Annotated in this window: 12 protein-coding genes; 7 read left to right on the top strand and 5 right to left on the bottom strand. The window is 33.6% G+C overall.

Annotation, left to right across the window (positions count from 1 at the left end):
- The first annotated feature begins 82 nt into the window (after nt 1-82).
- The gene (locus AC5YGG_RS07415; protein ID WP_496143900.1) at nt 83-709 is read left to right on the top strand and encodes a class I SAM-dependent methyltransferase; all 627 of its coding nucleotides are present in this window, start codon (nt 83-85) and stop codon (nt 707-709) included.
- Nucleotides 710-762: 53 nt separating this feature from the next.
- Entirely contained in the window at nt 763-1,530 is a 768-nt protein-coding gene (locus AC5YGG_RS07410) for a DNA-formamidopyrimidine glycosylase family protein (protein WP_496143899.1), read from the top strand.
- Between the two features lie 97 nt (nt 1,531-1,627).
- Here AC5YGG_RS07410 and AC5YGG_RS07405 read toward each other — a convergent pair whose 3' ends face one another.
- Complete coding sequence (locus AC5YGG_RS07405) at nt 1,628-2,350, bottom strand: LytR/AlgR family response regulator transcription factor (RefSeq protein WP_496143898.1); 723 nt, start codon at nt 2,348-2,350, stop codon at nt 1,628-1,630.
- Complete coding sequence (locus AC5YGG_RS07400) at nt 2,350-3,426, bottom strand: sensor histidine kinase (RefSeq protein ID WP_496143897.1); 1,077 nt, start codon at nt 3,424-3,426, stop codon at nt 2,350-2,352. Before AC5YGG_RS07400 ends, AC5YGG_RS07405 begins: the two co-directional genes overlap by 1 nt.
- A 188-nt stretch (nt 3,427-3,614) precedes the next feature.
- On the opposite strand from AC5YGG_RS07400, the gene AC5YGG_RS07395 reads away from it, so the two are divergent.
- Nucleotides 3,615-4,043 carry a hypothetical protein gene (locus AC5YGG_RS07395; RefSeq protein WP_496143896.1) on the top strand — a complete coding sequence of 143 codons (429 nt, stop codon included), beginning with the start codon at nt 3,615-3,617 and terminating at the stop codon, nt 4,041-4,043.
- A 19-nt stretch (nt 4,044-4,062) separates the two neighbouring features.
- On the opposite strand, the gene AC5YGG_RS07390 is transcribed toward AC5YGG_RS07395, so the two are convergent.
- Complete coding sequence (locus AC5YGG_RS07390) at nt 4,063-4,398, bottom strand: DMT family transporter (RefSeq protein WP_496143895.1); 336 nt, start codon at nt 4,396-4,398, stop codon at nt 4,063-4,065.
- 1,229 nt (nt 4,399-5,627) lie between these two features.
- On the opposite strand from AC5YGG_RS07390, the gene AC5YGG_RS07385 reads away from it, so the two are divergent.
- From AC5YGG_RS07385 to AC5YGG_RS07370, 4 genes are all read left to right on the top strand, one after another.
- Nucleotides 5,628-6,344, top strand: coding sequence for an AAA family ATPase (locus tag AC5YGG_RS07385; RefSeq protein WP_496143894.1), 717 nt, complete (start codon nt 5,628-5,630; stop codon nt 6,342-6,344).
- On the top strand, nt 6,344-7,075 hold the full coding sequence (locus tag AC5YGG_RS07380) for a YggS family pyridoxal phosphate-dependent enzyme (protein WP_496144266.1): 732 nt from the start codon (nt 6,344-6,346) through the stop codon (nt 7,073-7,075). Before AC5YGG_RS07385 ends, AC5YGG_RS07380 begins: the two co-directional genes overlap by 1 nt.
- A 517-nt stretch (nt 7,076-7,592) precedes the next feature.
- Nucleotides 7,593-8,321 (top strand): ankyrin repeat domain-containing protein, encoded by a 729-nt coding sequence (locus tag AC5YGG_RS07375; RefSeq protein WP_496143892.1) that lies wholly within the window; start codon nt 7,593-7,595, stop codon nt 8,319-8,321.
- 4 nt (nt 8,322-8,325) lie between these two features.
- Nucleotides 8,326-9,108, top strand: coding sequence for a hypothetical protein (locus AC5YGG_RS07370; RefSeq protein WP_496143890.1), 783 nt, complete (start codon nt 8,326-8,328; stop codon nt 9,106-9,108).
- A gap of 105 nt (nt 9,109-9,213) precedes the next feature.
- Here AC5YGG_RS07370 and gcvP read toward each other — a convergent pair whose 3' ends face one another.
- Both gcvP and AC5YGG_RS07360 read right to left on the bottom strand, forming a co-directional pair.
- The gene (gene gcvP, locus AC5YGG_RS07365) at nt 9,214-12,072 is read right to left on the bottom strand and encodes an aminomethyl-transferring glycine dehydrogenase (RefSeq protein ID WP_496143888.1); all 2,859 of its coding nucleotides are present in this window, start codon (nt 12,070-12,072) and stop codon (nt 9,214-9,216) included.
- Between the two features lie 590 nt (nt 12,073-12,662).
- Nucleotides 12,663-13,310: a J domain-containing protein gene (locus tag AC5YGG_RS07360; protein ID WP_496143886.1), complete on the bottom strand. Its 648-nt coding sequence runs from the start codon at nt 13,308-13,310 to the stop codon at nt 12,663-12,665.
- Nucleotides 13,311-13,662 lie beyond the last annotated feature (352 nt).

Below are 13,662 nucleotides of genomic sequence, written 5' to 3'. Positions count from 1 at the left end.
AAAATCTATAATCATCAGTGTTGTTTCGTTGGGTTACAATAAAGGAAAAGCTCTTACATTTGATAAAAATTAAACTATTACAATGAAAGACAACATATGGCTTGACAAATGGAATGAAAGATATACGCATCCTGAATTTGTGTATGGTACAACAGCTAATGTATATCTGGAGGAGCAACTCAAAAAATTGAATCCGGGCACCATCTTATTTCCTGCAGATGGCGAAGGACGCAATTCTGTTTATGCTGCTTTACAAGGCTGGGAAACTTCGTCATTTGACATTAGCGAACAGGGCAGACAAAAAGCCTTACAACTTGCAGAACAAAGCGGCGTACATATCGATTATCGGGTGGGTGAACTGCAAACATTGGATTATGGTGATCAACAATTTGATGTGATTGCTCTTATTTATGCTCATTTTCCAGCAGATATAAAATCATCTATTCATCAAATGCTGAATCGATATCTGCGCAAGGGTGGTTTTATTATTTTTGAAGCTTTCAGTAAAAGTCATCTTGATTATGTTACAAGAAACGAAAAAGTAGGTGGTCCAAGAAATATTGATGATTTATTTTCTATTGAAGAAATTAAAGAAGATTTTCCCAACTATTCTGTGATAGAGCTTCAGGAAACGGAGATTGAACTTCAAGAGGGTTTATTTCACAATGGAACTGGCTCTGTGATACGCTTTGTAGGTCAAAAGCAATAAAAATGATGGTAACTCTATCATCTTAGAAAAGCTATTTTTAAGATAACTACGGAATGATATTTGAACTTTTGCAGAAAAGTAACATCATGCCTGAAGGTCCATCTATTATTTTAATGAAAGAAAGCCTGCAACCGTTTATCAATAAAAAGGTAACCGAGGCAACAGGTAATGCTAAATTTGACAAAGATATTTTCATTGGTCAGACACTTCTTGAAATCCGTACTTTTGGAAAGCAAACTTATCTTGTTTTTGAAAGTTCGGTTATTCGGATACACTTGCTGATGTTTGGATCTTACAGTATTAATGAACAAACCAAACCGGATAAAAGCTTGCGTCTTGCTCTTCTTTTTTCAAATGAAGGAATCTATTTTTACACTTGTTCTGTAAAATCTGTTGATCCTGAATTTCTTAATACTATCGATTGGGAAGCAGATGTCATGAGCGATCAATGGAGTCCTAAAAAAGCTGAAGAAAAACTGAAATCGAACCCAGCGATGATGGTTTGTGACGCTCTGATGGATCAAAATATTTTTTCAGGGGTTGGAAATATTATTAAAAATGAAGTTCTTTTTAGAATTGGTGTACAACCGGAAAGTGTTTTGGGAAAACTTCCTGTCAAAAAAAGAAAAGAACTTATTTCGGAAGCCAGAAATTACAGTTTTGATTTTTTGGAATGGAAAAGAGATTTTACTCTAAAAAAACATTGGTTGGTTCATACAAAATCTACCTGCCCAAAATGTGGTCAGAAGCTTACCAAAAAGAAAACAGGTTTAGGAAAAAGAAGAAGTTTTTATTGTGAAAAAGATCAGAAGATTTATTGATTCGGATTCGGATTAGGTTTTGGCTAAAGCCCGCTGCTATTGATATAACCAAGCGGTGATTGAAATATAACGACAATATTACTCATTACATATTAAATCAGTCTGTTCCTAAAAATCCGCCAGCATATTTCGCAAAAAATTCAGCTTTATATACCTCTCCAATCGGAATTTCAGAATCATCAATATATATGCTGTGATTATCAAATGAATCAATATAATCTGCATTGACGATATATGACTTACTTACCCTGATAAATGTTTCTTCAGACACTTTCTGGTGAATCGTTTTCAAATTCATAGCGGTGATAAGCTTCTGTTGCCTGGTATGAATTACAACATAATCTTTGAGTCCTTCTATGAATTTAATCTCAGAAAAACTGATTTTATAAAATCGTCGATCTGCTTTTATGAATAAAAAGTCTGTAGTATTAGATTCTACCAAATTTTTTACGGTATCCTTAGATAAAAGCTTGGTATAGAGAATTGCTTTATCGATAGCTTTTTCCAGCCTTTGGGAGTCAATTGGCTTTAAAAGATAATCTACCGCTTCCAGCTCATAGCTTTTCAATGCGTATTGAGAATAAGCCGTAGTAAAAATGATCAGTGATCTTTTGGGAAGCATTTCTGCAAATTCTAATCCTGTTACCATCGGCATTTCGATGTCAAGAAAAATAAGATCTACATCATTATCTTTAAGAAAAGCCAGTGCAGACGGAGCATTAGAAAATTCCCCGAGGATATCTATCTTTGAGGATTCATTAATCAGAGACCGCATTTCTGCTCTTGCCAATGGTTCATCATCTACTATAATACAGTTCATTACACAGAAATTTTTAAAATTACAGTATATTCTTTCTCTTCAGAAATGGTATTCAATTCAAACTGATCATTATAAAGAAGTTCCAGTCTACGTTTAATATTTGTCAATCCTAATCCGCTGCTTTTCTTATCAGCCAAAGAATATCCGGGGTCTTTAGAGTTTATACAAAAAAAACTAAGCTTTTTATTTTCTACGTTTATATTGATTTTCACACAGGATGCTTCACCACTAATATTAACACTATGTTTTACAGCATTTTCCACAAAAGTGGTAAATAAATTCGGAGGGATAAATGTAGTATTTAAAGTTCGCTTATCTGCTTCTATATGGATATCGAAAGAAAAATTTTCACGTCTTATTTTTTCAAGGTTTAAAAAATTGGACAGAAATTCAATTTCAGAAGTCAGCAAGGTCTTTTCTTCACTATTTTCATAAAGCTGATATCGCAGAAATTCTGAAAGTTTGACAATCACGACTGAGGCTTTTGCAGGATCTGTTCTTATGAGCGCTTTTACATTATTCAGCATATTGAACAGAAAATGTGGATTAATCTGGTTTCTGAGAACATTTAATTCCATATTTAAGGTAAGATTACTCAGCTCATTGATTCTTTTATTATCATTGATCCATTTTTGTAAGAGTTTAACGGTTGTTGTGGTCAGAATAATAGGGATGCACATTAAAATTCCTTCATACACTCCTGCCTTTTCGGTTTCTCTTGGAAAGCTTATGGTTCTGAATTCGGCAAAAACAGAACGTAAACCATATCCGATAATGTTTAGTCCTATCACCCCCATGAATACAAGCAATACCAAATAAGTGATATATCTTGTTTTAAAGAAAAACCTGGGAACCAGCACATAAATATTGATATAAACCATTGCAATCAATATGGAATACACAAAAAGCAATACATAATACTGATACATCCCGGAATACCAATGCCAGAACCTTGAACTGTACAACAGAAAGAAAAAGAACACAAGAAATAGCAGGTGTCTTCTAAATTTATACCGTTCTTCCACCAGAAAATCTATTGCCTGTGTTTCCTTAAACTTCCATTGGCTGTATTTCATATTATTGAATTATATCATTTCACAAAAATAGATAATACCATGAATTGTAGCTATAATATTATACAAAACCTATATATTATTATACCAACTGATGTATCAAAATTTCGTATAAAATACAAGCCGTTTTGTATAAAAACAATTTCAAGCTTCTCTTTTGTTTATTTCTTTGCAGTGTTTAATTAATGCATATGGAATTAGCCGTTTTTGAAGAATTAACTCAGGAAATAACAACGAAATATTTTTTCATGACAGAGTCTCAACAGGAAGAAAAGGTAATACAGCTGATTGATCTTCATCACTTCGTTGAATGTTTGGATAGTAATATAAAGGTTATTGATTACCTTCATCACTCGATCAATATTATCGAACAGCATGGTCTTTTGAAGGGAATACTGTTTTATGATATGAAAAACTCTTCATTTCCTGACTGTAATACTTCTGAAGAATTTAAAAAAAGACACGGACTTTCTGAATTATGGTTTGTGTTTGTGGAAGAAGATTTTTCCGGGGACAAAAACCGTCATTCCGACTTTATCGCTGAAAACAGTTTGGAGATCTTTTATGATGAAATATTTTTATTCCACTTTTTCCAAAGCAGCATTCACAGACTAAAGTAACAATAAACATATCTTAGAATCAATGTGTTCCCATTTTTGAGAATACATTGATTACGATCACCCCGATCACGATTAAAGCAATTCCGATAATAGCTGGCAGATCCGGCACTTGTTTGAATGCTATAATTCCGATCATTGTTATAAAGACAATTCCTACTCCGGACCAAATCGCGTAAGTAATTCCTACAGGAATGTGACGAAGTGTTAAGCTTAAAAAGTAAAAAGCACAGGCATATCCAACCACAGTAATAATAGAGGGTAGCAGCTTTGAAAATTCTTCTGATTTTTTCAGAAAAGTAGTTGCTATAATCTCAAATATAATTGCTAATGCAAGAAAAATATAACTGCGTCCCATATGATGTATTTTATTTTTGCAAAAGTAATAAAACCAATTTCTTTATTCTTTATATCTTAATATGGTCATCTGGTCCCGTACACTCATACAATATTCAACTGGATCACAACAACTGCCTATCCTCATGAATTCCTGTAATGGCATAAAAATTTATAGAATGGTGTCGCTATTTTCTAATTCTGACACGAAAATATGTCCTACAATATGACACGTGACAAAAATATTTGTTCAAAAAGTATTGCTAAAAATAAATTTTCTTAACACTGGAGTGAGCTTCACGCTAAAATTTTGCACCCATTTAGAGTAGTTTACGGCAATATTATGCCATGCATTATTTATTATTTGTTTTATCAACTCCAATATAGAAGTCGGCAAATGATTAACGTTTTCATATTTTTTTAAAGACAGAACAATAAATATATTAATAAATTCACAATAATACATTAACAGATTGTAAACAAAAAATCATCTAAAAATTAAATAAACCACTCATAACACACTGATATACATCATAATATTTTGCTTTGGCACGCGATTTGAAAGTTGTAATATTGCAATTGAAAGATTGATAAAAAAAAGTCAAATAATTAAAAATAATACAAAATGGTAACTTATATCGGTATCGCAACATGTTTAGTAGTATTCTCATCATATTTTATGACAGTAAGAAGAGAAAGAAACTAATAATTAAATAAAAAAGCCTATAACAAAACTATACTAATTATATTGTTTTATGTTTTTACTCTGAGAAATCAGATCGCTCTTTTACCAATGGGGTAAAAGGGCCCAAAAACATAGCAAGAAGATCTTAGTTTCATAACAAATTTTAATATCCAATGAGAGAAGCCAAACTTACGTTTAGCTTCTCTTTTTTTATAGCTACTTTAAAAAGTTTATTCTCAGGAGTAGATCATCCCAGATCAGACGCAAAAGTTGGGAGCTAGTACAAAATCAAAAGCGTTGTGATAGACATTCGCTTAAAAGAATCAATGAAATTGATTCAATCCTTTGCTTTCTTAAGAATAAGAGATAAGGTTATAAGACTTTGCGTCAAACTAAAATCCATGATCGCCCCTTGAAAAGATGAGATAAGAGTAAAAACTTTACGTTAAATTAAATTGCATAATTATTTCCACATCATCTCCTGTTCTCTGGACTATCGGCTTATGCCGTATCAGGATTTATATTACATTCAATAAAGCTTTATCTTTGTTTCTTTAATTATCATCATGAATCTTTATAACCTCATTATTCAAGATAAAGAACAAGTAAACCTAAGCGAAGTATTTCTCACCAAAAATAACAGGGATTCTCTTGTTCAGCTTATTAAAGAAAACACTTACAGTAAAGAACTTTTAGAATATGGTCTTCCTGTAAACAACAAGATTCTTCTTGAAGGAAGCTCAGGCTGCGGTAAAACAATGACTGCAAAAGCCATTGCTACTGCTCTTGGAAAAAATATTATCATTTTAAATTTAAGCAATATTGTTTCCTCCCGAATTGGCGAAACTTCTCAGAATATAAAAATGATATTTGATAAAGCCGGAAGAGAAAGATGTGTTCTTTTTCTTGATGAACTGGATCAGATTGGGAAAGCAAGAGGCAGCGATGATAAAGATGTGGGAGAAATGAGGAGATTGGTAAACACATTGATCCAGCTTATTGATTACTATCCTGAAAATGCTCTTCTTATCTGTGCAACGAATCATGCTGAAATTATTGATACAGCAATACTGAGACGTTTTCAGCTTAAAATCAGCTATGAAATGCCTTCTGTAGAATTTCTGGACTCGTTCTATGATACCTTATTGGCTCAGTTCCCTGAAGATATGAGAATTATTGAAAGGAAATATTCTGTTTCTTTTGCTGAAGCCAAAGATCATGCTTTAACCTCTGTAAAAGCTGCGTTAATACAAAAACTGGAAGCTAAAGAAATCTCCCAATGATGAAAGAAAACATCATTCATAATCTTGAAATCATTAACACCCGTATCCAAAATGCTTGTGAAAAGGCTGGAAGAAATTCGAGTGATATAAAACTTTTATTGGCTACTAAAACCGTTTCCGCTGACCGCATTAGAATCGCTATTGAGCATGGACAGTCTTTAATTGCCGAAAACAAAGTACAGGAACTGAAGGAGAAGTTTGAAGAATTAAAAGATATACCTCACACTAATCATTTTATAGGGCATCTTCAGACCAATAAAATCAAAGATATTCTGAAATACAATGTCACTTGTATACAATCTCTTGATCGTCTGGATTTGGCTGAGAAACTACATCAAAGGCTTTTAGCTGAAAAAGGGACCATCGAAGTTTTGATCCAGGTGAATACTTCCAATGAGGAAAGCAAATTTGGTGTAGATCCGAAAAAAGCTGTTGAACTTACTAAAAGGATTGCTGAATTTCCCACATTGAAGATTAAAGGTCTGATGACTATCGGCTTGTTCAGTGCAGAAACTGAAAAAGTGAGACCGTGTTTTAAAATTCTTAAAAACCTTCAGCAGGAAATTATTTTCAATGCTATTCCTAATGTAGAAATGATTGAATTGTCTATGGGAATGAGTAGCGATCTGGAACCAGCTATTGAAGAAGGCGCCACCATTGTACGTGTTGGAACAGCTATTTTTGGAAACAGGATATATCCGGACAACTACTATTGGAATGAAGAAAGGTGAACAAAAAGGATCTTGTCTCGTTAAAATATATAAAATAAATACCTAATAAATTTTATAAACATCCCGAAAAGCCTTTAAAACAGCACTATTTTAGTCTACAAATTCGGTATACTTTTTGATCATAAAAAATTAAGAATCAAACAAATACATTTATGATTAAAAAATTACTATCGGGCTGTTTATTAATGACAGTATTATTCTTTTTTTCATGTGAAAAAGAAAACACACAGATGAAAAGTGGAATCTCACTTGAAATGATTTCAATGATAACCGTGCTTACTATGGGTGTAGCAATTTTAGTTGCTTATAGCTACAAGAGAAGATAACAAAGTAAATATAACACATTAAGCCTTTCAAAATTATGGAAGGCTTTTTTATTGGATCTCATTGAAAAAAACAATAGACAATTTACTCTTACGCCCGCAAGTGAAATAATAGTATTCAAACTTGGAATACTTTGCGCCGTTATTAGTCTTTATTAACTATATTTGGTCTTTCCTAACAAAAATTATACACCATGAAAACCAAGAGTATCTTTATTGCTTTATCATTATTTACATTTACATTCAGCTCAATGTACTCGCAAAAACTCATTAAAGCTATTGAAGATCAAAACATTGAAAAAGTAACCAAACTTATTGAGAAAGGTGAAAATGTGAACGAAAAACAGGGAGAACATGGATTAACACCACTATTCTCAGCCTCAGCAACTGGAAATGTTAAATTAGTAGAACTTCTAATTAACAAAGGTGCAGATGTCAACACTCAATTGAAAAGCCAAGCTACAGCATTACATATGGTAGCCCAGGAAGGATTCACCAACATTGCTGATTTGCTATTGAAAAACAAAGCCAACCCTAATTTTAAGGACATTAATGGATGGACTTCATTAACTTTTGCTGCCAGAAATGGCAAATTAGATATTGTAAAAATGCTTGTTGAAAATAATGCTGAAGTAGATGCAATAGCTTCTGATCACGCAACCCCATTTTGTATAGCTGTATCAAGAAACCATCTGGATATTGCTGATTTTCTTGCCCAAAAAGGAGCTAATATCAATAATCTGGATAAAGATCATGAAACCCCAATCATGTATTGTGCACAATCTGGCAACGTGAAAGGAGTACAATTACTTCTGCAGTACAAACCAGATCTGACTATTAAAAATAAAGATGGAAAAACAGCTTTACAGATAGCTAAGGAAAAGAACCATACCGAAGTGATAAAATTGCTAGAAAATATTTAAAACAATGAAATTTTTTTTTACCCTCTTTATCATTTTAATACCAATAACAAGCTTTGCCCAAAGTAAATCTAACAAGAAGTTCGACCAAGAAGCTTTTGAATATTTAGTCAAGGTTACTGAAAAAGAATCTGCATCACTAGAAACCTTTTTGCTTTATTCCAAACCATTTTCTAAATGGGATATACGGCCTTTAGAAGAAAAACAAGTTAAGGCATTGGATTCAGTATATACATCCAGCCAGATTCCTAATTTCATTTGGGGTGCATTTTCCAGTAAATATGAACTCCATGAAAAAGTCGCAATGAATAAACCCAACACCTTTTTAAATGATGGAATTAATGCTCAAAATAACTGGAGTTCTCATTTTAAAATGAATATTAAGAAATTTAATGTTCTTTCTGAATACATATTAAAGTCACATCATAAAATCTACCTTAACCAAAGTACCATTCAAAGAATTGATAATATTTATAAAGAAAAAAATGTTTTTTGGAGCTATCTCATCGATAAGAATTCACCTTATCCTATTTCTCCAGAAATAACGATTAAAAATAGAATAAAATTCTCAAATGAAGAAAATGAAATACTTAATTTAATCAAGGAATTAAATCTCTATTGTGCCATCAAAACAAACAAAGGTATTTTTTATCTTATAGACGGATTTACAGATAATTCATATGGTATTTATTACAGTTCAAAAAATGAAATGGAACAAGACAATCATCTTTTTGAAATCATGAAATATGAACCTCTCAATAGCCAATATTTTTATTTTATTGCAAATTAAGTTTTTTAAGATCCTTCATTCTGTAAAAACCAAAACTTAGAATAGCTAACACAAAAATCCCTCTCATCATTGAAAGGGATTTGCAATATCTAGAAAAAATTCTAATTACATATAAGCTTCGATTGGCTCACAAGTACAAACTAAGTTTCTGTCTCCGTAAGCTTCATCTACTCTTGATACAGAAGCAAAGAATTTGTGGTCTCTTACCCACTCCAGCGGATAAGCTGCTTTTTCTCTGCTGTATGGTTTATCCCAAGAATCAGAGATTACCAATTGTTCTGTATGAGGAGCATTTTTCAATACGTTGTTTGCCGGATCTGCCTCTCCGTTAGCAATCTCATCGATTTCGTGTTTGATAGAGATTAAAGCTTCAGCAAAACGATCAATTTCTGCTTTGCTTTCAGATTCTGTAGGCTCAATCATTAATGTTCCTGCAACCGGGAATGAAACTGTAGGCGCGTGGAAACCGTAGTCCATCAATCTCTTCGCTACATCAGCTACTTCAATTCCTAAAGATTTGAACTGGCGGAAATCTACGATACATTCGTGAGCTACTCTTCCGTTTTCGTTTGAGTACAAGATTGGGAAATGCGCAGCTAAAATTTCTTTAAGATAATTAGCATTCATAATCGCGTGACCCGTAGCTTTTTTCAATCCGTCTGTTCCTAACATCTTAATGTAAGCATAAGAAATGTTTAGGATCAATCCTGAACCGTAAGGTGCTGCAGAAATACCATCAATAGCTTCTTTAGACCCGATTTTGATGTTTGCGTTAGAAGGAAGGAATGGTACTAAGTGTTTAGCCACACAGATTGGACCTACTCCAGGACCTCCACCTCCGTGAGGAATTGCAAAAGTTTTGTGAAGATTTAAGTGACAAACATCTGCTCCGATATTTCCCGGACTTGTAAATCCTACCTGAGCGTTCATGTTTGCTCCATCCATATATACCTGTCCTCCATGTTCGTGGATTAAGTTTGTAATTTCTTTAATGTTCGCATCAAAGAACCCGTAAGTAGATGGATATGTAATCATTACAGCTGATAAATTCGCTGAATGCTGTTCTGTTTTAGCTTTAAGATCTTCGAAGTCGATTTCTCCGTTTTCAAGGTTTTTAACAACTACGATTTTCATTCCTGCCATTGCTGCAGAAGCCGGGTTTGTTCCGTGTGCAGACTGAGGGATCAATACTACATTTCTGTGGTGGTCACCTCTTGAAATATGGTATTCTCTGATCACCATTAATCCTGCATATTCTCCCTGAGCTCCAGAGTTTGGCTGTAATGATGTTCCAGCGAAACCAGTAATCGTTGCAAGATCTTTTTCAAGTTCAGCAATCATCTGCTGATATCCTCCTGCCTGGTCGACCGGTACAAACGGGTGAACACTACCCCAATCTGCCCATGAAAGCGGCAACATTTCAGTAGCGGCGTTTAGTTTCATCGTACAAGATCCTAAGGAAATCATTGAGTGCGTCAATGATAAATCTTTTCTCTCAAGACGCTTGATGTAACGCATCAATTCTGTCTCAGTATGATATTTGTTGAATACTTCTTCTGTAAGAATTTCATCCTTTCTCAGGTTTTCTTCCGGAATACTGTATCCTTCTTTGATTTCAAGTTTGAAAGTTTGCTTATCTTTAAACTGAGCGAAAGAAGCCATCAGATAGTTTAATTTCTCTAATGTTGTGCTTTCGTTGATTGCAATACTTACAACACCTTCAGTGAAATAGTTAAGGTTAAGTCTATGATCCAGCATCAATCTTACTAATCTCGCTTTCTCATCTTCAGCCATCGTAATTTTCACGGTATCGAAGATCGGCTCTTCTACTACCTGATATCCTAAAGCTTTAAGACCTCCTTTTAAAGCATTTGCTTTAAAGTGAATTTGGTCAGCGATATAATTTAATCCTTTTGGACCGTGGTAAACTGCGTACATACCAGCCATTACCGCTAAAAGAACCTGAGCAGTACAGATATTAGAAGTTGCCTTCTCTCTCTTAATGTGTTGCTCTCTTGTCTGTAGCGCCATTCTTAAGGCACGTTTTCCGTACATATCCTGAGAAACCCCAATGATTCTTCCAGGAATATCTCTTTTATATTCTTCTCTACAAGCAAAGAATGCTGCGTGAGGACCTCCGTAACCTAATGGAATACCAAATCTCTGTGAAGTTCCTACTGCACAGTCAGCGCCCATTTCAGCAGGTGATTTCAATTTCACCAATGCCATCGGATCACAAGCAACAGCTACCTGAAGATCTAATTTTTTGTATTCTACGATGTCTTCTGTATAATCCAGAACGATACCGTTTTTCCCTGGATATTGTAATAAAACACCATAATAAGATGCATCCAATGCATGGGTTTTGTGATCACCAATCACCACTTCAATTCCTAACCCTTCTGCTTTAGTTTTCAATACAGAGATAGTCTGAGGCAATACAAGGTCTGAAATAAAGAATTTATTAGCTTCTCCTTTCTTCTGATCTTTAGTTCTATTATTAAAGAACATATGCATTGCTTCAGCAGCAGCAGTAGACTCGTCTAACAGAGATGCATTAGCAAGACCAAAACCAGTAAGGTCACATACAACAGTCTGGAAATTAAGAAGAGCTTCCAATCTTCCCTGTGCAATTTCAGCCTGGTACGGCGTATATGCAGTATACCAGCTTGGATTTTCAAAGATATTCCTCTGAATAGCTGATGGTAAAAGTGTATTGTGGTATCCGAAACCGATATAGCTTGTATAGTCAGTGTTTTTTGATGCCAGCTCTTTTGAGTGGTTCAACATTTCGTACTCCGAAAGTGGTTCTGAGATCTCAAGATCTTTTTCTAAACGGATGGAAGAAGGAATGGTCTGAGAAATTAACTCTTCAATACTAGAAACGCCAAGTTTTTCTAACATCGCCTGTTTATCGGCTTCATTAAGAGAAATGTGACGGCTCACAAACTGTTCTGTATTCATTTTTATTTATTAGATTTTGTTTGTAAAAAGATGGGTAAAATTACAATTTTTTACACGATTGTACAAGAGTATAAAATCAATGATAATTCACTAGATCGCCCAGTTGTTTTAAATAACTTCTCTTTTGATAGCCATTGAATGAAGTTTAATTTACTTTAAACATCAATTACATAGATTTTATAAATATTATTCAACAATATCTTCAATATATTGATAATAAAATAGTGAAATATTGATCCGAAAGCTGTCAAAACTTATTATCATTTTAAAAACAAAAATAAAAACTGAAGTGGTGTTTTAGTAAAAAATTTTCCTTAATTAACAGTAAATTTAAAAGATAAATGGAAAGCAAAAAATCTATTAACACTGCTATAGATCAGGTTTTAAGAATTTTATGAAATTTTATTAATTATATTTATTCTAAATTAATATATTTGCAGCATGAATATGATTGTCCCATTTAAAGTTGCGCCGTTAACTCCTGTGTACTCTTTCAAAAACGAAGAGATGTTCTGTGAAAAGAAATCTTGCTGCAAAAAATTCAAGAAAGGAAAAAGATGTAAAAAATGTCCTGGAAGAAAGAAAATGGCTTAAAAAAATTCTTTAATCAGAAAATATAAGGCAATTGCCAAGACAATAACTCCCCAAAACAGCATAACAATTTTGGGCAGCCCTCTTTTATTAACTACAGTTCTGGGCTGTGGCTTAAACATTTCCTCCACCGAGTTTTTGAATTTTTCAGCATCATTCTCAAAAACCTCCGTAATGGTAATTCCCTGAACCACAGTTTTGTGTAAAAGCGAATTCGTTGCATGAAGCAAAAGCTGGAATTTACCATCCTTAAATTCTGTGATTTTAAAAATCCTTTCTCCATAAGGTTTTTCTAATCCGAAAGGTAATACTTTTACCACGTCAGCATTACTGGTCTGCCAGCTGATGATAATCTCCTCTCCTTTTTTTGCATGAATTTTATTAGCCGTAAATGTTTTAATGGCTGGCGGAATATTATATCGGAAGCTTTTCTGGTGACTTTCCAAATTCTGGTCATAAGCTTTTCTTCTCGAGGAATCACTCAATGTTTCATACGCCTCCTGAATTTCACGGAACCGATCTGCAAAGAAGTCGTCGTTTTCATTTTTATCGGGATGATATTTTAAGGATAATTTCCTATAAGCCTTCTTGATGTCTTCTTCTGAAGCATCCTGGGGTATACCGAGAAAATAGTAGTAATCTTTCATTGAACAATACAAAAATAAGGATTTATTTTTCTTTATGTTTGATCTTTATTGCAAAAATCGTTGTCAGGAAAGCAATGTAGTCTATTGGAAAAACTGATACGCAAGTTGCCTCCGATAAAATTACGTTTTGGTACTAGAGACTTTTTATATTGCCACGAATGCACGAATCTTTTATTATTTATATGGATATATTTAGTAATGGTTGGTGCTTTAAGTTTGATGAGATTGTTGGAAAACGCTAAGGCGCAAAGTGATTTAAAAAGTGTGGATGCTAAGGCTCAAGGATTTTATCTCCGATAAAATTGAAGATGGATATTAGGTACTTTTATAATAGCCACGAATTCACGAATAT

This window comes from Chryseobacterium sp. CS2K3, assembly GCF_059515185.1.
This window is presented reverse-complemented; position numbering and strand designations above follow the sequence as displayed.